This window comes from Streptomyces sp. NPDC032721 (assembly GCF_055579625.1).
Genome location: NZ_JBVIMX010000003.1, coordinates 264,189 through 284,362 on the forward strand (window position 1 = coordinate 264,189; position 20,174 = coordinate 284,362).

The following is a 20,174-nucleotide window of genomic DNA, read 5'->3' on the forward strand; positions in this document are numbered from 1 at the left end:
TCTCTGAGGTCGCGCTGCTGTCTTGGGCGGGGTCTTCGACCCCCACGAGGTCTCCTGATCGGTGATACTCCCGCCGACATCGCGGCGGGCCTGGCCAACGGCGTCCGGGTGCTGGCCGCGTGGCCACCGGCGGTACCTCCAGCACCGACCTCTCCCGCGCCGGAGCCCAACACGTCCTCGAAGACCCCACCGACCCCCGGCTGATGGACCTACTGGGAGTAGCCAGCCGCCTTCATCATGGCGGCCGTCTCCCCCAGGTCGAGGCCGAACCGCAGCGGACCCACCCGCTCGAACGGCACGTACGCCCACTGCGCACGCTCCGCTTCCTCGAACACCGGCCAGAACTCAGGCCATGGCTCAGCCATCTCTCACCACTCCTCAGAACAGCCGAAACCTATCCTCCCTTGAGGATTCAGGCAGATGCTCGTAGACGACACCACGCCCGAAAGCTCAGTAACAGTTGGAGTGTCCCGTCCCTCGGACCGAGCCCCACCCGACCGACTTGAACTCCCTTGCGACCGCGCTGTATGGGAAGACCGACGACCTGCTGCTGGAATCCTCGGAGCCGGCGCCGTGGCGTCCCGTGGTGGGGATCGCCCCGCAGCTGAACGATGCGGAGCTGCCCAAGCCGCCACTGTCATTGGTGCTTCAGTCCTTGCCGAGCTTGTCCCTCCGCCCTGCTGGCCGAAGGAACGATGCAGGGCGAGCCGGACTTCTCTCTGCATGCCTCGGTGCGGAGCGGGGCAGGCCGGGTCTCTCGATGGTGCCGTGCGGGACGGGGGCCGTTCCGCCCCTGTTGTGCGCTTTGGTGGTCTGCTGTGCCCGGTGCAGTTGGCACCTCGTCTATTGCTGACCGAGTTCTTGCAGCATCTCTTGTTGGTGGCGGTGGCCGACCGTCTCATAGCCGATCACCGTGACGAACGGCGCGAGCATGACTACCAGAAGGCAGACCGCGATGGCCACGCCGGCGGCGGCCAGGAGGACGGCCGTGAGCAGGACGGCGATGGTGAGGGCGATCAGGAGGATGTGGAAGCGGTCGGCGGTGGAGAGCAGCAGGGTGTGCAGGAGGTAGATCATCAGCATGTAGAGGCCGACCGGGAGGGCGAGGGCGAGGACGACGGCGGTGCCGGAGATCTTGGCGTGGTGTTCCATGTACAGGCCCGCCACGTGCAGCCCGGCGCCGGCTCCGGCGACGCCGATGAACAGGGGGATGTGGCCGTAGCCGAAGAGGTATCCGCGGCTGCGGCGGTGTACCAGGATGTCGCCGAACGGTGTCAGGAAGTACATCCACCACATGCCGAAGGTCAGTCCCACGCCGGCGATGACCACGGCGATGGCGTTCCAGGTCCAGTGCGTGCCGTCTCCGCCGCCCAGGAGGTCGCCGGAGGAGGCGACGGTACCGACGACGCCCTCACCGAGGACGATGATCGCGAAGAGTCCGTACCGTTCGGCGACGTGGTGCGGGTGCCACGGTGTACCGCCGGCGGAGCCCTGGGTGAGCACCGGCAGGACGAGTTCGAGGGCGCCCAGGACGCCGAACGCGACGAAGACGACGGCGATCGGCATGTGGACGAAGGCCACGACGATCCAGCCTGCCTGGACGATCAGCGTCCAGCGGATGTTGGCCATGCCGACGTCGTGGAACGACCGGGACTGCCGGGCGGCACGCCACCATTGCAGCACCATCGCGATGCGCATCACGACGTAGCCGACGACCATGGCGCGCAGTTCGAGGTGGCCGCCCTCCTCGACGGAGTGGAACATCGCGGGCAGGCCGAGCGAGAAGACGACGACGCCGATCATCTGCAGCATCGTCAGGGCCCGGTAGAGCCAGTCGTCGGTGGCGAAGGCGGAGGCGAACCAGCTGAAGCTGATCCAGGCGATGCTGATCGCGAACATCGCCAGGACGAACGCGATGACCGCCTGGCCGACGTGCCCTTCGGCGACCATTTCGGCGAACTGGAACGCCGCTGTGCCGACGGCGACCACGAAGGTCAGGTCGAACAAGAGCTCCAGCGGCGAGGCGGTCCGGCCGTGTTCTTCTGGGTCACGGCCGGTCATGGGGACCAGCCGTCGCGTCAGCCCGTGCTTGCCGGACGTGCTGGTGGGTCGGGGTTCAGTCATGTGCAGCAGTATTTCTGACGCTTCTCGTACCCGCCCGGCCGCACGGCCGAGGCAGTGGCGAAGCGATGTGCCGGCCGCGCCTACGATCATGGAACCTGGGGGATCCGTGCGCGCCGGCTGCCGGGCAGGGAGGCGCATGGGTTCGTGTGATGCTGACGGTGGGGGTTGACGGGTGGGTGCGGTCGATGAGGTGCTGCGGAGCGCGGGCGAGGCTTGCGAGGGTCAGCTGCGGCGGTGGGTGGGATCGCTTCAGGGGTCCGCTGCTGAGGTGGCTGCCTATCAGTTCGGCTGGTCGGGGGAGGGGGCGCGGCACGGTGGTAAGTACGTTCGTGCTGCCCTGACTCTGGCGTGTGCGCGTGCGGTGGGAGGTGTGGATCGGCGGGCGGTGCCGGCGGCCGCGGCGGTGGAGATGGTGCACAACCTGTCGCTTCTCTACGACGATGTTCTGGACGGTGACACGGTGCGGCGCCACCGCGCGGCCGCGTGGCAGGTTTTCGGCCCGTCGTCAGCGGCCCGGTCCGCGGACGCGATGATGCTGACCGCGTTCGACGTCCTGTCGGAAGCCGACGGGCCGGACGGGCCGGTGGTCCGTGAGGCGTCGGCCGCCCTGGTGGATGTGCTGATCCAACTGGCGGTCGGCGAGAGCCTGGACCTGGTCTTCGAAGGCCGGAGCGAGGTGACCCTGGCGGAGTGTCTGGAGATGGTCTCGGGCAAGACCGCCTCGCTGTTCGCCTGCGCGTGCCGGCTGGGTGCCCTCTACGGAGGCGCCGACCCGGCCGTCTGCGCCCAGTGGGCAGAGTTCGGGCACGACCTCGGCATGGCCTTCCAGCTCGTGGACGACCTGCTCGGTATCTGGGGCGACCCCGCGGTGACCGGAAAGCCCGTTTTCAACGACCTGAAGAACCGCAAGATGTCGGTGCCCGTGGTGGCCGCGCTGACCTCCAAGACCCAGGCCGGCGACGAACTCGCCCGCCTCTACTCGCAGCCCGCCGGCGATACCGCCCGCCTCGCCCGCCTGGTCGAGGAGGCGGGCGGACGCCGCTGGACCAGCGACCGCGCCACCCAGCACGCGACAGCCGCACGCGACCGGCTGCATCGCCTCACCACCGTGCCCTCAGCTCTCGAAGACCTCGAAGCGCTGTGCACGGTCGTGATCAGACGCGTGCATTGACCTTCCATGGCGGCGGCCCATCCATGAGGTGCGCGCGGCCCTGCGCGAACAGCTCGGCGTCCACTTCCTTGAGCCTGCGTAGTTCCCTGGGTTGGTGCAGGGCGTGCACGGCCGCGGGAACCCAGGTGCCGCCGGCCGCCTCCAGCAGGGCGTTCGCGGCGAGGCGGGCGGCCTGGTTCGCGCCTTCCATCGTCGCCAGGTTCACCGGCGAGCGCACGTAGTCCCCGGCCATGAACAGATTCGCTGCGGCCGTCACCGCACGCGGGCGCGCTTTCCATGAACCGGTGGTGTTGATCAGCAGAGGCTCGTCGTTGACGGCAGGTCCCGGCCCGTTGAGGTTCCGCACCGCCGAATCCAGCTCCCAGGAGTGCAGCAGTCCCTTGTGCAAGCGGGTTCGACCCGTTCCGTTGAGCCCGTCGCACAGCTGTGCCCAGACCTCGGCCGCGATCTGCGCCCGGCTGCACTCACGGGCCGGTTTGCCGTACAGGATGCCCGGGGTGTCCCAGGAGGAGATGTCCACCGACAGGCAGTCGGCCACCGTCCCGTCGCCGTAGGTGACCGCGAAGTCGCCGTCCCAGAACTGTGCCTGGCTGATCGAAGTGAGCGCCCAGGGCGAGTCCAGGAACAGGACATGGCCATGGGCGACCGGCACCGGCTGTGTCAGGTAGAACTGCATGCCGACCATCCAGTCCGTGTGCAACCCCGTCACGCTCTTGAGCTCGGCGTCGGCCTCCGCCAGTCCGCGGTCCAGCAGCGCCCCGATGCGATGGACCGGCAGCGCGCACATGTACCAGTCGGCCTCCAGCTCCCGCCGCCGGCCGGCCGGACCGCGCAGGTGGGCCCCGGTGACACGGCGACCGCTCACGGCCAGGCGCTCGACCCCCCACCCGAGTTCCAGCCGCACCCCCAGGGACGCAAGATGACGGATCCACGGGTCGATCCAGGCTGTGCTGGTGGGTCCGTTGAGCACCCGGTCCGCCGGCTGCAGGTCCTCGCCCCGGCCCAGGAACCCGAAACTGAAAGCCTCCAGGAACCCGCCGACCGTATGCGCACTGCAGACCTCGGCCCGTGCCGCGACCACCGTACGGGTCGCGCCCACCACGCACGCCTTGACGTACTCCTCGGAGGCACCGGCGGCCGCGGCGAAGTCCCACCACGAGGTCGACTCCCACTGGCCCAGCCGCCGCTCGTCACTGCTCGTCATGTAGACGAGCATCCGGTTCGCGAAGTACAGCAGCTCCTCGCTCGTCAGGCCCCTGCCACCCGCCTCCAGCCCGACAGCACGCAGGAACTCCATCGGAGTGCGCGTACTCGCAGTCGCGGACACATCCGTGACCCGCTCACCCACCCGGCCCGAGCGCGCGGACAGCATCTGTGTCGCCTCCCGCAGATTCCCCGCCACCCCCGCAGTGCTGCCGTCGACAGGGATACGGCGCAAGGTGTCCGGCAGACTCCGGTAGAACCCGGGGAAGAACCTGAACCCGTGCTCACTAGGCAGATCCAGCCGCCCGCCGCGGCCGGTCCCCGCCACCCACGCGCTACGGGCCTTGCCACCCCATCCGGCGGGCTCCACCACCGTCACCTCGAAGCCGCGCTCCGCCAGCTCCATCGCCGCCGTCAACCCCGCCACGCCGCCACCCAGCACCGCGACTCGCAAGCCCCGCCCCACGGAAACCACCACCTCCTTTACCAGGGGCCACCAGCCAGGCCCCCTCCACCCAGTCACGACGAGTAGATCATCAATCTGCTGAGCGTCCTGGAGGAGGCCTCATTCCCGGCCAGTGCACGAAGCCTTGGAGCAGTCCTCCCCGCCGTCGGCCGGGAGGTGCGCACGGCCAGGTCTTCACGCCGCGGGCCCACACCAGCGGTGGTGTGGGCCCGCGGGTCCCGCGGTCGTGTGTGGGGCCGTCAGCCGGTGACCCTGCCGAAGAGGTGGTTGGCAGGAGCGTCCGGGTCGTTGCCGTAGAAGAACTCCGTGACCGCCTGGTGGAATTCGGCCCGGTCCAGCGCACCGGAGCCGTCCCGGTCCAGGGCGGCGAAGACGGCGGCGCAGTCGTCGCCGGGGACGCCGGCGACCGAGTTGAACATCTGCTGGAACTCCGCCTGGTCGATCTTGCCGTCTCCGTTGAGGTCGACGAGGTCGAAGAAGCAGTTGGTGACCGGTTCGATCTGTTCCGGGTAGAGGGCGGGGTCGGTCAGGACCCGCCTGAACCCTTCGGTCATCTCCCGCAGGTCGACCTTGCCGTCACCGTCCTGGTCCATGGGGGCGATCACGTTCGTCCAGAAGGCGTCCATCCCCTCGGCGAGCAGGCGGGCGGTCTCGGAGTCCGGCGAGGCGCCGCGGGCTGCGACGTAACGCTCGTTCATCATCTGGACGTCCCGCTGGGTGATGAATCCGTCGCCGTCGACGTCGGCGCCCCTGAACCACTGGCCGTACTTGAGGTTTTGAAGTGCAGTCATGAATGCGCACAGTATTCATGCCGTTACGCAGGCGCAAACGGCAAGTAGGGATGCTTTCGCATGGTCTGACCGGCCTGCTGGGCGCTTGTCGAGGGCGTACACGGAATCACGCCCAACAAGGCAGGAGGTTTTCGTATCAATGTTCGAGGTTTGGTGGTGTAAAGGCGAGCACACCAGGGAGGGGATCCTCGTACGGCTCGATTTCGACCAGCGCGCTGAGAGCGCTCGGCCCCTGGGACAGGCGCGAGCACGGCCGATCCGCCGTGAGGACGTTCGGATTGCCGTGGCGGTCCAAGGTTCCGTTCAGGCCCGGCCGGACCGGATCCCACCACGCTCCCGTGGACAGCTGTACAACGCCTGGCATGAGGTCGTCCGACAGGACTGCGCCCGCCAGGCAGCTGCCCCGGTCGTTGTGGACCCGTACGACCATGCCGTCCTCGATGCCGCGAGACGCCGCGTCCGACGGGTTGAGCGTCACGGGCTCACGGCCACGGATCTTCGAACCGAGGCTGCAACCGCCGTTGTCGTACTGGCTGTGCAGCCGCGAGGCAGGCTGATTCGAGATCAGATGCAGCGGAAACCGGTCCGCCAGGTCAGCGTGGAGCCACTCCACCGGCTCGAACCACGTCGGATGCCCGGCGCAGTCGTCGTAGCCGAACGAGTTGATCTTCTCGGAGAAGATCTCGATCCGGCCCGACGGTGTCGGCAGGGGGAAGTGCCGCGGGTCCAAGCGGAGCGCCTCGAAGCTGCCAGGAAACGGTCCGGTCAGCGCCGGCAGCTCAGCGGTGGAGCTGCGCCAGAAGTCGTCGAAACTCGGCAAGGTTGCCTCGTCGCCGAGCTGGGCCCTTGTCTGCTCGTAGAGGTGCCGGACCCATTCGATCTCGGAGCGCGACTGGGTGAACTCCTTCTCGTATCCGAGCCGGGCGGCGAGGGCGGCGAAGATCTGGTGGTCGGTGCGCGACTCGCCCTCCGGCTCGCGGACCTTCGGCATCGCGACGAGGTGGGGGTCGGAGAATCCGGCGGCGAAGTCGTCTCGCTCCAGGCCGGTGGCGACGGGCAGGACGATGTCCGCGAACTTGGCCGTGGTGTTCCACCAGGCTTCGTGAACCACCACCGTGTCGGGCCTCTGCCAGGCACGGGCCAACCGATGGAGGTCCTGGTGGTGGTGGAACGGGTTCCCTCCGCACCAGTACACGAGGCGAAGCTCGGGCAGCGTGAGGCGCTGGCCGTCGTAGTCGATGGTCCTGCCCGGATGCAGCAGGGTGTCGGCGATCCTTGCGACCGGAATGAAGTCCGAGACGGGGTTGGAAACCGCGGGAATCGTCGCCACGGAGGGGCGTCCCGGGGCGACGCCGGTCGCGTCCATCGTTGCGTAACCAGCGCCCCAGCCGCAGCCCGGCCGGCCCATCGAGCCCGCCATGGCGGCCAGCACGACCGACATCCAGATCGGCTGTTCGCCGTGGTCCGCACGCTGCACCGCGTAGTTGACCATGATGAGCGAACGCTGCGTCGTGAGGCGGCGGGCGAGGTCGGTGAGGGTGTCGCGGCTGATCCCCGTGATCCTCGCCGCCCAGGCAGCGTCCTTGGGGACGCCGTCGAGCTCGCCGAGCAGATAGGAGGCGAAGCGTTCGAAGCCGACGCAGCACCGGCGGAGGAAGTCCTCGTCGTGCCAGCCGTTGACCAGCATCGTGTGGGCGATGCCGAGCATCGCGGCGGTGTCGGTGTTGGGGACGACGGGCAGCCACTCGGCGTCGAGGAACCCGGCGACGTCACTGCGGATGGGACTGACGTTCACGAACCGCACCCCGGCCGCACGGCACCGGCGCTGCAGGTCCTGCGTCTGGTGCCTGGCCAGCCCACCAGGGTTGATCTGGCTGTTCTTGAGGGCCAGCCCTCCGAAAGCCACCACGAGCTCACAGTTCTCGGCTATCTCGTCCCACATCGGCATCCGGGACTGGTAGCTCCACGGATGCCCGCCGATCACATGGGGGAGGATCACCTCCAACGCCGCGGTGCTGTACGTGTTGCGCGAGTCGGTGTATCCCCCGCCCAGCGCCAGGAACCGGTGTAGCTGCCCCTGCGCGTTGTGGAACGCGCCTGCACTCGCCCATCCGTAGGATCCGCCGAACACCGCGCTGTTTCCGTGCTGTGAACGCACCCGACGCAGTTCATCGCCCACCAGCGTGAGCGCATCGTCCCAGCTCACCTCCACGAAGGCATCCCCGCCTCTGGTCGTGTCGCGGGCGCGCGGCAGGCCGTTCAACCAGCCCTTGCGCACCGCTGGGCGCAACACGCGAGCGCGGTCGTCGGCGGCTGTCACCATTCCGGGGCCGATAGGCGACGGTGAAGGGTCATCGCTCGTCGGCTCAATGCGTACCAACCGGCCGGAATCGACCACTGCGATATAGCTGCCCCAATGCGTCGCGACCGACATGCGCCGTTCCACCATGCATCAACCCCACCCTGGAAGTTTCCCTGCTCTCGCACGGCGGATGCCTACGTCAAAGGGCCCCGTCCAGCCGACGGACCGCAGGAAAGAGGATTCCCCCGCCGTCCACTGATCAACCTCACCTGTCAGCGTGTCGGCGCCAGAGCAGGGTTCGCGGACAGTGGTGCTGGAACCGGCAGGCTTAACCATCCCAACCGGTAGACCACGCGCGGGTTCCTGGCGTTCGAGCTCCAGGATTCTGCGAACCCGGGCGCTTCGCCTCTGGTCGAGCTGCTGGCCCAGACTGCGGCGCACGGCGCCCTTAGCGCGGCCGGGCGTTCTCGACGCAGTCGGCGACCGCCTCGGCCGCCCAGCCCATCACCGGCAGCACGTTCCGCCGCCGCGGCGGATAGCCCTTCTTCGCCTTGCCGTAGCGGACGTTGAGCGTGCCGTACCGGCCGAACTGCCGGGCCTGCGGGTCGCGGCCGAAGTCGACCACGTCCACTTGGACGTCTCGGTCCGGCGAAGCCCCCACCCGTAGATGATCTTGAAAAGAGTGGCGTCCCGGTAAGCGGCGAAGGCCCCCTTGTGCTTGGCCTTCACGGCGCGTGCGACTTGGTCGTCGGCGTAGCAGGTGAGGGAGGGTATTCCACTCAAGGCAGATCGCCGCAGGGAATGCGCCGAAGGCTTCATCGCATGCCGTGCCCCAGCCGTAGCGGGCGTCGATAAGGAGCTCGGTGAACAGCCGAACGGTGCCCTGGTAGCTGCGGATAGTGGAGGGCGCCAAGTGCCTCTCGCTCGTCAACGATGCCGACCACTCGTCCAGTTGGGCAGGCGTCCACCGCCACGGGTACTTGTTCGCACACTCAAGGAACTGGCGTATCAGCCGTTCTCTCGGGTCGATCGTCTTGTCTCTCAGCCCTCGCGACCTCTGCTGAGCCCGTCAGCCCCGCAGCATCGCATCGAACATCGCGTCCTGCGGGCGTAGTTGGGCCACGCGGGAGACGAGCTCCATACGCGCGGACCCTGCCAGGGCCACCTTCTGCCGATGCACCCCTCCAGACCATCCCTTCTGGAGAGCAGATCAAGCATCAGAAGGGATCTCTCAGGCAACACCCCTGTTCAGGAAGGCAGTTCGTAGGGGCCTCGAAGCCCTTCTGGTTCCCGCTGCGACCAGGCGGCCCGCGATTTCCCGCCCGTCAGATGCAATTCCCGAGGGTTGACGTACGGGGCCATGGACGACTCGGACACGGGCCCGAGGAGGTCGGAGACCACCGATCGGTCCGTGCCCTGGCGAATCCACTCGGTTGTGGCGCTGTGCCGGATCATGTGCGGCCGGGCGATCAGGTCAGTTTGCCGCGCGAGTCGGTCGAACTGTCCCTTGACGCCGGAGTAGGTCATCGCCTGCCCCAGCGGCTCCCGGAAGAGGTTGACTAGGACCTGGTCGGTGAAGTCGGCCTGCGGGAGCGCCGAGCGCTCATGAAGGTAATCGGCGTAGCAGACGCCGATCTCGCTGGTGACCGGGATGGCCCGCGGCCGTCGCGACTTCGCCCAGGCGCCGTTGCTGTTCAGCTGTCGGCGCACGTGCACGTGAGGGCCCTTGGCAGCCGAACGCCTGGGAGCCGGCCAGGGGGTGCATGTCCTCCAGGTCCTCGTTCCTGCTAGCCGAATACGACGAGACGTGCTGGGGAAGTGGAGCCGCCGCCTCAGGGCCCAGGCACGTCGGTGAGGTGAGCCCTGCAGCGCCGCCGCTCGTCTGGTGGGTGCTGATGCTAGTGCTGGGGCCGGTGGGAGCGTCTGGTCACATGACGGCCAGGCCCAGGACGGTCACGATGAGGGCGCATACTGCGCCGATCATGACGGGCTGCCAGGTGGGTGGGGGTGGCGCGGGTGGTTGGCCGTCGCCGGGGGAGCAGCCGCACAGGCCGTGCTGTTCGAGGACGGGGGAGTCGAGCCAGTAGGCCGAGGACAGCTCTGCCCGTGGTGGTGTTCTGTGCTCGTCGTTCATGCCGTGACAACGACCTGTGGTCCGGCCGCGCATGACTTCTGGCCGGATTTCACATCCCCCACACAACGCCATGGCATCCGGGCTGGTGCGGCCCCTCCGAGGGCACGGAGTGAAGGACTGGCACGTCAACTCCCATTGCGGTTGCGGAATGCGCAGGGGTGCTTGCCGGGGCGGCCCGTTCTGGCCGGCGGGTGAAGTCACGGTGCGGGGGACATGTGCCCGGCGCCGCTCCTGCCGGCCAGGACTGAAAGGCTGCCAGGGCGGCGGGAGGTGTCCCGGCCACGGAGGTGCCGTGCCGGCCTGGTGCGGATGCGGCCTGCGGACCGGCGACCGGACCGTGCGCGTCGCGGGGTGACGATTGCAATGCCACGCCGCTGGGCGAGAGCACCGTGGTGGGGCGGTCTGCTGGTGGTGGGCAGGGCGCCGTCCACGATCTTCTGACGCAGATTCGACGCAAGTTGCGGGTAGGGGGTGCCGTGTGGCCTTGATGGGTGTCCACCGGGGTGTCGGTCATCGCAGTGGCCGGTGGCCCGGGACAGTTCAAGTGCACGCAGCCACCGGGGGATTCACTCCCGGCGTGACCCAGTCGGGAGACATCCCATGCCCAACCACCCCCGCTACACCGTAGAACCTGCAGCCAGCTCCACCACCTACCCCCTCGACACCACCCTCATGGCATCCACCGTCGTACGTGCCCACCGTGCGCTCCGCTCCCACCCGCTGCCCCGCCCCGACGACACCGAACTGCTCACCGCCCTCCTCCACTCGCACCTGGCCCTCCTCGTCCATGAAACCCAACCCCTCCTCACCGCGACGGACCACAGCACCCGCGAACGGGCCCGCCGGCAAGCCGTCCACGACACCGCCCGCCGCACCCTGGACGCCGCACCCACAGGTGGCCTGGCCGCCGCCGCGTACCGGCTGCGCGCGTTGGCCACGAGCGTGGAACGCCTCCTGGCACTGCTTGCCCAAGGCCACCACGGTGCCGACCGCACCTGAGGCCGGCTTTCGGCCCGGCCGATGCCCAGGAGCGTTCTGTCCAGGGGCGCCGCACACACCGATCGAACTCAGCGCCGCAGCATCGGCTCGGCGCCGCAGCATGGGGGGCGGACTTGCTGAGGCGGGACGTAGGGTGCGGGCGTGGACATGCGAACGGCTGTGGAGGAGTTGGCGCAGGAGGCCGAGCGGCAGCTCCGCGATCAGGTGTGGGTGGTGGACCCCGATGACCGTGACGTCGCGGCGAGGGCCGCCGCCGACCTGGAGGCCGCCGTCGGCGCGCCGGGGTTCCGGGAGGGGATGCCCGTGATCGAGCGGCTGGCGCACCTGCGGGAAGCACTCGCCGCCCTGGCCATCGCCCTCGCCCACGTCCACGGACACCTGGCCTGGTTCCTCGGCGCAGCCACCACCGCCCTCACACCGATCCTGCACTGGCGGGCCCTTCCCGCCAAGGGCGGCCCCACCTTCGGCGCCACCACACCGACCCCCCAGCAGTACACGGAAGCCGAACAAGCCGTCCACCGGCTCCAGCGCACCCTCGCCCGAATCGCGGCCGCCTGACATCCACTGGCTTGGCTCTGTACATCAGCACCACCCCAGGGTGAGGAGGCGGCGCGGGTCCAACGCGGCGATGAGCGGCATGGTCAGCCTGCCTCGATTCGTGCGGCCCGGGCGTCGGTCTGCCGGAGGCGGCAGGAGCCGGTGCCCATCTCGATGCTCGCCGGTATACGCATCCAGGCCCCCTATGGGAGAAGCACCCCCAGCGTCCCACCGCAAGGAGGTGTTCGGCCTCTGCGGCCAGGGCGCTCGTGTGTGGGCGGCGGTCAGGGCGACGTTGTGGCACGCCGACGGTCGGCTCACCAGGTGTGATCACCGCCCGGAGGGCGCGCGTACCCCCTGCGGGCCGGGTGTAGATCTTCGGCCTGCGGGGGTAGACGCGGACTGCACTGCTTGCAAGGTCGGTATTGGCGAGTGGCCGGGGCGGGAGGCCCGCGGTCGGGGAGGTAACCACGATGAACAAGCCGCTGCCCGCCCTTCCGTCACAGGCCGCAGATCCTTCGGTTGTCGGGCGGGAGGATCTCCTGGCGAGAATCAGCGGTCTGCGGGAGGAGATCGGCCAGCTGCAGGAAGCCGTTGTCTCCCATGCGGTGGTCGATCAGGCGATCGGTGTGGTCATCACAATGGGTGGTCTGCGCCCGGATCAGGGTTTCGCGGTCCTGCGCGAGATCTCCCAGACCACCAACATCAAACTGCGGCACGTTGCCGAGTACCTCGTGGGCTGGATGAGCAGCGAGCACCTGCCCGCGGAGATCCGGACGGCCCTGGACAAGGCCCTCGCAGCCACGCGCCCGATGTGAACCGGGCACCACAGGCTCACTGCCGAACCCGCGCTCGGCGTGGCCTCCGCCCGTCGGGGTTCCCGACAGGCAGCAGCGGAAACACCCGGGCCCGGGTAGAACGTGCACCGGCAGGAACACCACACGGGTACGCCCTGCCCAACGCCCGTGCCAGTGGGGGTACGCCCGGCCGCCGGCTCTTGTACCCGGCATGCGCCGTGTCCTCACGTCCGGGTGTGGTCCTGCGGGCAGGTGCCGGAGTTTCGCCCCACAGTTGCTCCGCCGAGCGGCCTCGGTGCTGCGCCTTTGGCGCAGTCGGACGGCGAACGGCAGCTCATACCTGTACTTGCGGTGGTCTGATCTCGGCAAGGGCGCGCAGGATGAGCAGCCAGTCCTTTTCGGGTACGTGCTGAACGGTCTGTCCGAGCTGGACACCGCACCGGGTGGTGAGCGACGCCGCGATCTCCAGCACGGCGACATCGGCGGGTGTACCACCGAGCGCTGCGGGGCGGGCGAGCAGCAGCAGGCCGATCGCGTCGAAGTCCAGGCAGGTTGTGCCACCCTCGCGGTGGAGAACGGGAAGGTCGGCCTCACGGGAGAGCACCGCCTCGTCCTGGTGAAACCGCCGCAGCCAGTATCCGTCGGCATAGGAGCCGAGCAGGCGTGTTGCCGTCCGTTTGCGGGGGTCGGTCACGCTCTGCGCGAGGGTCTCGGCGAGCCGCGTGCCCGGGGTGTCGTTGACGGTCGTTGTCACTGAAATCTCCATGTTCCGTATGGAAGTTGCTGGCGGGGCGCTCGACCGTCCGTGCCGGCTGTGCCCGTCTCGGTCGGCTGCCCATGTGGCTGCGGCCGCGGCCCCTGAGCGGTGCGATGATTGCTGCGGCGTTCGTGACAAACGTTCGTGACAAAGGTGGGGCCCGTCACGAGACGCGGCCCCACCTCTGTTCACCCAAAGGCGCTGTGGGTCAGCGCTCGGAGTGGCCCTCGACATCCTCGCGGGCCTGCTGGGCGCGCTGCTGCCCCTGCTCGGCGCCCTTCTCGGCACGCTCCTGCGCCTGCTGGCCTCGCTCCTGGGCGTTGTCCTTGGCGTCGCCCATGGCCTGCTTGGCCCGGTCCTGGAGCTCCTGCGCCTTGTCCTTGAACTGGTCCGAAATACCCATGCGGAACCACTCCTGCGGAGAGTTGGGGAAGGGCCGCGGCGGAGTGCCTGCGGCCTCCAAAAGCCTCACATGCAGCAGAGGAATCCGCACGACGGACAGTCACACTCGGTGACATGGTAGGCCAAGGATCGCGGGGAACCGGTGCCCCAGGGGAGGCTGCAGGGAGCCAGTTGTCCGGCACGTTCCGGCGTCCGGCGTCCGGCGTCCGGTGTCCAGGGCCTGCCGGCGCATGTGGTGATCCCGCGTCCAGTACTGGCTCCTCGCCGCCCGACGGCTGGTGGCAGGCCGTCCGTCCGGAGCGCTACCCAACTGGCACCGGGTGCGAGTGGTGGGCGGAGCGCACGGCTGATGCCCCCGCAACGGTGGCCGGCGACAGCGGGCCAGGGGAGGTGGCACTGCCGTGCGCGCCGCGCCTGCGGGCCCGAGTGCGCGACGGCGAACCGGGGCATGTCTGCAACTCTTTGTGTGCAACTTCGGTCAGTTGTAAAGAGGTTGGGAGTGTGCGAGTCGTGGAGTGGGGTCACCGGTACGGGTGTCACTGCTGTTACGGGGCTACGGGGGGTCCGTAGCGTCCGGCTGGAGCGGAGCACACGGCGCCGCCAGTGAATGGGCGGGAGTGGGCTGCGGCGCGGGAGAGGCAGGGCTGGGCGGCGCGGGCAAAGTGCCGGGCCGTGGATGCGGAGGAACTGTTCGCCGAGGGCGCCGCGCAGACGCGGGCGGCCCAGGTGTGCACCAGCTGCCCAGTGCACACCGAGTGCCTGGCCCACGCCCTGGACGGGCGGATCGAGCACGGCATCCGGGGCGGCATGACGGAGCGCGAACGCCGCGCCCTGCTGCGCCGCCGCCCCCCGGTGGTCTCCTGGCGGCTGCTGCTGGAGACCGCCCGCCAAGCGCATGACGCCCGTACTCTCCGGGCCCGACCGCACTTCCCAGCGGTGAGTGCCGCTGGCTGACGGCAACCTGGCCGCCGGAACGTCCGTCTGAAAACGTGCGGCGGGGTCCTGTCTGCCTGATCCTCCGCCAGGAACGGGAACGGGAACGGTCCCGCAGCCCACAGCCCCCTGACAGCCCCGCACGTGCTGTCAGGGGGTGGGCGGGAGGCATCGGCGGGCCTTCCGCCACGGCCCAGTACCCCTACACGATCTGGTCATGCCCGGTCGCTGCCCTTCCGCCAACCTGACCGATCAACCGGCCGTCATGCTCCGCACCTTCACTCCCGACCTGTACGTGCAGTACCTCCGCGACCTCCAGAAGGCGCTTGCCCACAGCTCGCCGTATCCCGCCTCCGCTGACGGGCAGCGCACCCTCGCCGCCGCTGGTCGCGGCCCGCGGCGGCAGCGATCGACGGGCTGCTCTTGTGCCTGCGGTGTGGTCACCCCGGCAGGGCCAGTTCCCAGTCGAACTCGCGGAGTTGCACCGCATCGATACTCCACGAGACCCCGAACCGGCTGTCCGGAGTGAAACCGACTCCGATGACCCGCTGCCCGTGTCCCCGCAGCACCCGCAGAGACCGTCCGGTCTCCACGTCCCACAGGCGTGCCGTCGCGTCCTCACCCGCCGAGAGGGCGAACCGGCCGTCCGGGCTGAGGCGGACGGCGTTGGCGTGACTCGGCTGCGGGTCGAGGGCGCGCAGGAGTTCGCCGGTCGAGGTGTCCCAGAGGCGCAGGGCCGGTTCCTGGTCGGCGCTGGAGAGGATGTGGCGGCCGTCGGGGCTGAGGCAGGCCGCCATGACGGTGCGCGAGTGACCGTGGAAGGTACGCAGGCACTTCCCCGAGCCAAGGTCCCAGAGCCGTACCGTGGCGTCTGCTCCTCCGGTGACGGCGGTGGTGCCACGGTCGTTGATCCGGGCCGCGTACACCTGCTTTCCGTGTCCTGCCAGCTCCGCCGTGACGCGGCCCGCGTCAAGATCCCAGAGACGTACGACGTGATCCATCCCGATGACCAGGGCGTGCGTGCCGTCGGCGCTGAAGGTCGCCGGGAGGGAGCCGAGGGTCTCCCCGCGGTCGAGGTGCGCGAGGCGCTCGCCGGTCGCGGCGGACCAGACGGTGAGCTCGCCCCCGGTGGTGGAGTGGAGCAGACGCGTGCTGTCCGAGCTCATCGCGGCTCTGCCGATGTCGGCAGTCCTCAGAACGTGCAGGCAGGCTCCGCTGCCGACGTCCCAGAGCCGTACCGTACGGTCGCTGCCACTGGTGACGGCGGTGCGCGCGTCGGGCGAAAGAGCGGCCGAGAGCACGTTGGAGGGGTGATCGCCGAGGATCTTCCGCGACCACACGGCCTTGACGCCGGTTCGTACGGTGAAGGGCGCGAGCCGTCTCCAGGCCTCCAGGACGGCCGGGGTGCGTTCGTGGCCGGTGGTCGCCCGCGCGTCGCCGAGCAGGGTGAGGGCCGAGGCGTGGTCACCGGCCGACACGGCCTGCTCCGCCTCGCGGACGAGTGCGTCGACCCTGTCGGCCAGGACGTCGAGTTCCGTGTTCTGCCGTGGACGGCTGACCTGGAAGGGGCTCGTATAGCGGCCGGGGAGGTCCCAGCGGCGGAGCGTGTTGTCGGAGCTGCCCGTGAGGACCGTCCCCGTCCCGGTGTCCAACTGGAGCAGTTCCACGTCCCGTTGGTGCCCCCGGTACGTACGCAGGCACCTGCCGGTGGCGACGTCCCACAGGCGCGCGGTGTGGTCCAGGCTGCCGGAGAGCACGTGACGGCCGTCCGGGCTCAGGTAAAGGCCGGTGATCCCGTGCGCGTGTCCGTTGAGGACGCGCAGGCAGGTGCCGGAGTCCAGGTCCCAGACGCGCAGGGCGCCACCGGCGCGGGAGAAGTGCTCCCCGGTGACCGCGAACCGGCCGTCGGCGCTGAACCGCACCCTGGCGACCTGCGAGCCCCCCGCCGGCAGGACTCTCCGGCACGAGCCGGTCTCCAGATCCCACAACCGGACGGTGTGATCGTGGTACCCGGTGGTGAGTGCCCGTCGTCCGTCCGGACTGATCTCGCCCGCGGCCTCCCAGCCGAGCCCGTCGGCGATCGTGAAACGGAGCTGCTCCTCGTGCAGGTCCCAGACCTCGATACGACCGGTCGTGGAGGGGAAGGAGGCGCGCTCGGTGAGCGGGATCAAGGCGACGCCCGTCTCGTGCAGTCGCGGCTCGCGAAGGTCGAACCGGCTCTCCGGCCCGCCCGGCCGCAGCGCCTTGACACAGCGGCCGTCGTTCAGATCCCACAGCCGGACGGTGCCGTCGCGGCCCCCGGACAGGGCGTAGCGGCCGTCGGAACTCAGGCCGGCGCTCGGTAGACCGCGCTCCTGGAGGTCGATGGTGCGCAGGATGCGCCCGCTCGGCAGGGACCACAGGCTCAGGAGCCCGTCGGCGACGCCGGTCAGCGCCAGGCGGCCGTCCGTGGTCGTGCTGACGGGGAAACTGGTGGGGAAGCGGTCCGCCGGGTTGCTGTACCAGTTCAGCGAGCGCGTGCTGTCCGCCGGACGGCCGAGCTCGGACACCGCCCGGAGCGCCGCCCGCGTCTCCGGGTCGTGCGGTGCCTGTCCTGCCGCCTCCTCCAGCAGGGTGTTGCCCTGGCGGACGTCACCGCGCTCCAGGTGTACCTGGGCGGTCAGGCGGCGCACTTCCCCGATGTCGTTGCTGGTGGCGCTGATCGTGTCCAGTTCGGCGAGGAGGTCCTCGTCCGTCGCCCTGCCGCGTCGCCAGTCCAGGAGGCCTGAGTTGTACCGGGCGACCAGGTGCTGGGGGTCGGCGTCGAGCGCCTCGGCGAAGGAGCGGGCGGCGCCGTCCTCGTCGCCGAGGTCGAGCAGGGACAGGGCACGGTTGTTGTGCTCGGCGGCCAGGAGATCGGTGGCGCGGGGTTCACGCCTGGGGTACGGACGTCCCAGCAGTCGGCGATACACAGCGGCGAGTTCGACGGCCACCGCCGTGATGGACGCCGGGCGTTCGGCGGGTTCCTGGCGCAGGCAGCGCGCGAGCAGCCGGGCCACCTCGGGCGGGAGCGGCGGCAGCCACTCCTCGGCCGGCCCTTCGGCGAGGCAGTTGTCGAGCACCTCGCCCGCCACGGGCCCGAGCATCCACCGCACTTCGCCGGTGAACATCTCCAGGACGGACACGGCGAAGCTGTAGATGTCGCTCCGCACGCTGACCCGCTCGTTCGACGCCTGCTCGGGCGAGGCGTAGGCCGGGGTCATCCCACCGCTGCCGGTGAGCAGCAGACTCGCCCCGGGCAACGGCCCCGCAGCGCCTGCCTTCCAGGCAGTCGCCGCCACCCGCCCTGTTCCGGCGGCGCCGCCCAGGGCGACGGTACGGGCGCGGGCCAGACCGAAGTCGGTGATCTTGGCTCTGCCCGAGCCGTCGATCAGGATGTTGCCGGGCTTCACGTCCTGGTGGACCACGCCCCGTCGGTGCGCGTGCTCCAGGCCCCATGCCGCCTGTACGGCCACGTCGAGGACCCGGGCGAGCACCTCGCGGGCCTCTCCCGCGTAGAGCCGTCTGTCGCGAATCCGGTCGGCGAGGCTGCCTCCGGGCACGTACTCGGCGAACACGCGGGGAACGCCGCCGAGCGTACGGACGTAATGGCATCCGCAGACGTGCGGATGCAGACCGAGCGACACCCAGGTCTGGGCCTCGGTGGTGAACAGCTCCTGGCGGCGCGCCGTGTCGGCCCCGTCCAGCAGGGGACTCTTCACCGCGAGGTCGGTGTCCCAGCCGAGGTGCCGCACGCGGAAGACCTCACCCATGCCGCCCCTGCCGAGGACGGCCGTCACTGCGTAGCGGCCGTCCACGACGTCGCCGACCCGCCAGCGTGCGGTCACGTCGGAGCCACGCTCTCCTGATCCAGTCATCACCCCTCCAAGAAGGAGTGGACGAGGAGACACCGGAAGCGGTTCCCGGCTGAATGCGGTGATCGGGCAGCTCAGCGGACTCGGTCGTAGACCAGGGCGATCTCACCCGGTTCGCCGGTCTCCTGGTGGGCGAGCTTCCACTGCGACGGCGGGAGGTCGTCGTCGAACAGCCGCTGCCCGTCACCGGCGATCTCGGGGAAGATCATGAGATGCAGCCGGTCGAGCAGGTCTGCCGCGAGGAGCGGCTCGATGACGCTCGGGGAGCTGTTGACGAGGATGTCGCCTTCGCCCGTGGCCTTGAGTTCTGCGACGGCGTCGGCGGCCGGGGCGTTCACCACGCGGGTGTGCTCCCACGGTGCTTCGGTCAAGGTGGTCCAGAGGACCACTTACTCCGTGCCCACCACCACGACCGCCCGGGAGCGGGCTGCGGAGCCAAGGAGCGGGCCGCCCCGTGGAACCCCTCCGTGGGCCGGAAGCGGCGCCGCACCCTGTGCAGGCAGGGAGGCACCGCCTCATGGCGCAGGCCCGGACGCGCTGAGCGACCCAGGTTTCTGCCGCCGCCACCAGACCCGGGCCGCCACCAGACCCGGGCCGGGACCGGGGTCGCGCGGGCCGGGGCGGGCTGACTCATGCCCGTCATCGCGGCGCTGGACGCCTTCCTGCACGACCGGTTCGACGACGAGCGCGAGGCGGCCTATTTCCACGAGCTGTCCTGCCCCCTCCACGACCTGCCGGGCAGCATTGCTTTCGTGCGCTGCCGCTGCCCCTGCCCGCGACGCCTCCTCGAAGGGATCACGGTCAACCGGCGCCTCCCGCACGGCCTGGAGAGCCGTATCGAGCGCGGCCGGCGGGCGGCCGTCTGGCCGCGGGACGCCGCCCTCGCGTTCACCTCAATGAAGGCCCTGGCCCTGCCCTACGAACCGCACCCCGACTGGCAGGACACCTGGTACCCCTGAACCGGCCACCGCGCGCCCGCTGGCCTTCCGCGTGCAGCCGCTGCGCGTACCGGGCCGTCAACTCCTCTCCTCCAGCCGCCCTTCTCGGGCCGGGCCGGGTGCACATCGTGGGTTTCCTGGGGTAGGTGCGGAGTGTCTTGCTTGCACGGCCGTTGGCGCGAGTGACCCGGGCGGGAGGCCTGCGGTCGGGGAGATGATCACGATGAACAAGCCACTGCCCGTTCCTCCGGCACAGGCCGATGAACACCCGGCTCCTTGGGGGCGGGAGGATCTCCTGGCGAGGATCGGCGGTCTGCGGGAGGAGATCGGCCAGTTGCAGGAAGCCGTGGTCTCCCACACGGTCGTCGACCAGGCGATCGGCGTGGTCATCACCCTCGGCGGCCTGCGTCCGGACCAGGGTTTCGCCGTTCTGCGGGAAGTCTCCCAGCGCACCAACATCAGACTGCGGCGGGTCGCTGAACACCTTGTGGACTGGGTGAGCAGCCAGGACCTGCCCGCAGAGATCCACACCGCTCTGAACAGGGCGCTGGCAGCCGCCCGGTCGACATGAACACCCACCCCTCTGCCCGTACACGGCTCTGCCGTCCGCTGGTGCAGGTGGACGGCAGAGCGGGCAGGCACGGGGCACCACCGGCTTTCTGCCGAACCGGTCTGCGCCGCGGCCTCCGCCCGACGGGTTTCACAGAGGATCCGGCGGAAACACCCC

General features: G+C 69.7%; 19 protein-coding genes and 1 pseudogene. 8 read left to right on the forward strand and 12 right to left on the reverse strand.

Annotation, left to right across the window (positions count from 1 at the left end; all coding sequences use genetic code 11):
* Window positions 1-209: 209 nt before the first annotated feature.
* Window positions 210-365 (reverse strand): hypothetical protein, encoded by a 156-nt coding sequence (locus ACZ5PB_RS09335; RefSeq protein ID WP_468689274.1) that lies wholly within the window; start codon window positions 363-365, stop codon window positions 210-212.
* 478 nt (window positions 366-843) lie between these two features.
* Complete coding sequence (locus ACZ5PB_RS09340) at window positions 844-2,124, reverse strand: low temperature requirement protein A (protein ID WP_468689275.1); 1,281 nt, start codon at window positions 2,122-2,124, stop codon at window positions 844-846.
* Window positions 2,125-2,392: 268 nt separating this feature from the next.
* Here ACZ5PB_RS09340 and ACZ5PB_RS09345 point away from each other — a divergent pair, with 268 nt between their 5' ends.
* Window positions 2,393-3,295, forward strand: a complete 903-nt coding sequence (locus tag ACZ5PB_RS09345; RefSeq protein ID WP_468689277.1) for a polyprenyl synthetase family protein — start codon at window positions 2,393-2,395, stop codon at window positions 3,293-3,295.
* Here ACZ5PB_RS09345 and ACZ5PB_RS09350 read toward each other — a convergent pair.
* The 6 genes from ACZ5PB_RS09350 to ACZ5PB_RS09375 form a co-directional block, all read right to left on the reverse strand.
* Window positions 3,279-4,952: a hydroxysqualene dehydroxylase gene (locus tag ACZ5PB_RS09350; protein ID WP_468689280.1), complete on the reverse strand. Its 1,674-nt coding sequence runs from the start codon at window positions 4,950-4,952 to the stop codon at window positions 3,279-3,281. The genes ACZ5PB_RS09345 and ACZ5PB_RS09350 overlap by 17 nt on opposite strands.
* Window positions 4,953-5,203: 251 nt before the next feature.
* The gene (locus ACZ5PB_RS09355; RefSeq protein ID WP_468689282.1) at window positions 5,204-5,755 is read right to left on the reverse strand and encodes an EF-hand domain-containing protein; all 552 of its coding nucleotides are present in this window, start codon (window positions 5,753-5,755) and stop codon (window positions 5,204-5,206) included.
* Between the two features lie 136 nt (window positions 5,756-5,891).
* Entirely contained in the window at window positions 5,892-8,189 is a 2,298-nt protein-coding gene (locus ACZ5PB_RS09360; protein WP_468689284.1) for a molybdopterin-dependent oxidoreductase, read from the reverse strand.
* A 316-nt stretch (window positions 8,190-8,505) separates the two neighbouring features.
* Window positions 8,506-8,718 carry a hypothetical protein gene (locus ACZ5PB_RS09365; protein ID WP_468689285.1) on the reverse strand — a complete coding sequence of 71 codons (213 nt, stop codon included), beginning with the start codon at window positions 8,716-8,718 and terminating at the stop codon, window positions 8,506-8,508.
* A gap of 587 nt (window positions 8,719-9,305) precedes the next feature.
* Window positions 9,306-9,773 (reverse strand): tyrosine-type recombinase/integrase, encoded by a 468-nt coding sequence (locus tag ACZ5PB_RS09370; RefSeq protein ID WP_468689287.1) that lies wholly within the window; start codon window positions 9,771-9,773, stop codon window positions 9,306-9,308.
* 211 nt (window positions 9,774-9,984) lie between these two features.
* Entirely contained in the window at window positions 9,985-10,191 is a 207-nt protein-coding gene (locus tag ACZ5PB_RS09375) for a hypothetical protein (protein WP_468689290.1), read from the reverse strand.
* 600 nt (window positions 10,192-10,791) lie between these two features.
* On the opposite strand from ACZ5PB_RS09375, the gene ACZ5PB_RS09380 reads away from it, so the two are divergent.
* The 3 genes from ACZ5PB_RS09380 to ACZ5PB_RS09390 all read left to right on the forward strand — a co-directional run bounded on the left by ACZ5PB_RS09380 (window position 10,792) and on the right by ACZ5PB_RS09390 (window position 12,545).
* Complete coding sequence (locus ACZ5PB_RS09380) at window positions 10,792-11,190, forward strand: DUF6415 family natural product biosynthesis protein (RefSeq protein ID WP_468689294.1); 399 nt, start codon at window positions 10,792-10,794, stop codon at window positions 11,188-11,190.
* Window positions 11,191-11,337: 147 nt separating this feature from the next.
* Complete coding sequence (locus tag ACZ5PB_RS09385) at window positions 11,338-11,748, forward strand: hypothetical protein (protein ID WP_468689566.1); 411 nt, start codon at window positions 11,338-11,340, stop codon at window positions 11,746-11,748.
* A 452-nt stretch (window positions 11,749-12,200) separates the two neighbouring features.
* Window positions 12,201-12,545 (forward strand): ANTAR domain-containing protein, encoded by a 345-nt coding sequence (locus ACZ5PB_RS09390; protein WP_468689296.1) that lies wholly within the window; start codon window positions 12,201-12,203, stop codon window positions 12,543-12,545.
* A 313-nt stretch (window positions 12,546-12,858) separates the two neighbouring features.
* On the opposite strand, the gene ACZ5PB_RS09395 is transcribed toward ACZ5PB_RS09390, so the two are convergent.
* Together ACZ5PB_RS09395 and ACZ5PB_RS09400 are read right to left on the reverse strand one after the other, a co-directional pair.
* A complete protein-coding gene (locus ACZ5PB_RS09395) occupies window positions 12,859-13,290 on the reverse strand; it encodes a hypothetical protein (protein ID WP_468689298.1) in 432 nt (143 codons plus the stop codon).
* 199 nt (window positions 13,291-13,489) lie between these two features.
* On the reverse strand, window positions 13,490-13,684 hold the full coding sequence (locus ACZ5PB_RS09400; RefSeq protein WP_468689300.1) for a hypothetical protein: 195 nt from the start codon (window positions 13,682-13,684) through the stop codon (window positions 13,490-13,492).
* A gap of 602 nt (window positions 13,685-14,286) precedes the next feature.
* Here ACZ5PB_RS09400 and ACZ5PB_RS09405 point away from each other — a divergent pair.
* Window positions 14,287-14,637 (forward strand): WhiB family transcriptional regulator, encoded by a 351-nt coding sequence (locus ACZ5PB_RS09405; protein ID WP_468689302.1) that lies wholly within the window; start codon window positions 14,287-14,289, stop codon window positions 14,635-14,637.
* A 217-nt stretch (window positions 14,638-14,854) separates the two neighbouring features.
* Window positions 14,855-14,947, forward strand: a pseudogene (locus ACZ5PB_RS09410) (cupin domain-containing protein); the annotation flags it as partial.
* 109 nt (window positions 14,948-15,056) lie between these two features.
* On the opposite strand, the gene ACZ5PB_RS09415 reads toward ACZ5PB_RS09410, so the two are convergent.
* A complete protein-coding gene (locus ACZ5PB_RS09415; RefSeq protein WP_468689304.1) occupies window positions 15,057-18,512 on the reverse strand; it encodes a protein kinase domain-containing protein in 3,456 nt (1,151 codons plus the stop codon).
* Window positions 18,513-18,583: 71 nt separating this feature from the next.
* Entirely contained in the window at window positions 18,584-18,880 is a 297-nt protein-coding gene (locus ACZ5PB_RS09420; protein WP_468689305.1) for a dihydrofolate reductase family protein, read from the reverse strand.
* A gap of 261 nt (window positions 18,881-19,141) precedes the next feature.
* Between ACZ5PB_RS09420 and ACZ5PB_RS09425 the strand changes: the two genes are divergently transcribed.
* Both ACZ5PB_RS09425 and ACZ5PB_RS09430 read left to right on the forward strand, forming a co-directional pair.
* The gene (locus ACZ5PB_RS09425) at window positions 19,142-19,468 is read left to right on the forward strand and encodes a DUF6221 family protein (protein ID WP_468689307.1); all 327 of its coding nucleotides are present in this window, start codon (window positions 19,142-19,144) and stop codon (window positions 19,466-19,468) included.
* Between the two features lie 202 nt (window positions 19,469-19,670).
* A complete protein-coding gene (locus ACZ5PB_RS09430; RefSeq protein ID WP_468689309.1) occupies window positions 19,671-20,018 on the forward strand; it encodes an ANTAR domain-containing protein in 348 nt (115 codons plus the stop codon).
* The last annotated feature ends 156 nt before the right edge of the window (window positions 20,019-20,174 follow it).

Excerpts from the sequence above, each read along its gene's own strand:
- ACZ5PB_RS09375 (WP_468689290.1), bottom strand. The coding sequence starts at position 10,191 with ATGAACGACGAGCACAGAACACCACCACGGGCAGAGCTGTCCTCGGCC.
- ACZ5PB_RS09355 (WP_468689282.1), bottom strand. The coding sequence starts at position 5,755 with ATGACTGCACTTCAAAACCTCAAGTACGGCCAGTGGTTCAGGGGCGCC.
- ACZ5PB_RS09380 (WP_468689294.1), top strand. The coding sequence starts at position 10,792 with ATGCCCAACCACCCCCGCTACACCGTAGAACCTGCAGCCAGCTCCACC.
- ACZ5PB_RS09415 (WP_468689304.1), bottom strand. The coding sequence starts at position 18,512 with ATGACTGGATCAGGAGAGCGTGGCTCCGACGTGACCGCACGCTGGCGG.
- ACZ5PB_RS09360 (WP_468689284.1), bottom strand. The coding sequence starts at position 8,189 with ATGTCGGTCGCGACGCATTGGGGCAGCTATATCGCAGTGGTCGATTCC.
- ACZ5PB_RS09425 (WP_468689307.1), top strand. The coding sequence starts at position 19,142 with ATGCCCGTCATCGCGGCGCTGGACGCCTTCCTGCACGACCGGTTCGAC.
- ACZ5PB_RS09390 (WP_468689296.1), top strand. The coding sequence starts at position 12,201 with ATGAACAAGCCGCTGCCCGCCCTTCCGTCACAGGCCGCAGATCCTTCG.
- ACZ5PB_RS09400 (WP_468689300.1), bottom strand. The coding sequence starts at position 13,684 with ATGGGTATTTCGGACCAGTTCAAGGACAAGGCGCAGGAGCTCCAGGAC.
- ACZ5PB_RS09385 (WP_468689566.1), top strand. The coding sequence starts at position 11,338 with ATGCGAACGGCTGTGGAGGAGTTGGCGCAGGAGGCCGAGCGGCAGCTC.
- ACZ5PB_RS09430 (WP_468689309.1), top strand. The coding sequence starts at position 19,671 with ATGAACAAGCCACTGCCCGTTCCTCCGGCACAGGCCGATGAACACCCG.
- ACZ5PB_RS09395 (WP_468689298.1), bottom strand. The coding sequence starts at position 13,290 with ATGGAGATTTCAGTGACAACGACCGTCAACGACACCCCGGGCACGCGG.
- ACZ5PB_RS09340 (WP_468689275.1), bottom strand. The coding sequence starts at position 2,124 with ATGACTGAACCCCGACCCACCAGCACGTCCGGCAAGCACGGGCTGACG.
- ACZ5PB_RS09335 (WP_468689274.1), bottom strand. The coding sequence starts at position 365 with ATGGCTGAGCCATGGCCTGAGTTCTGGCCGGTGTTCGAGGAAGCGGAG.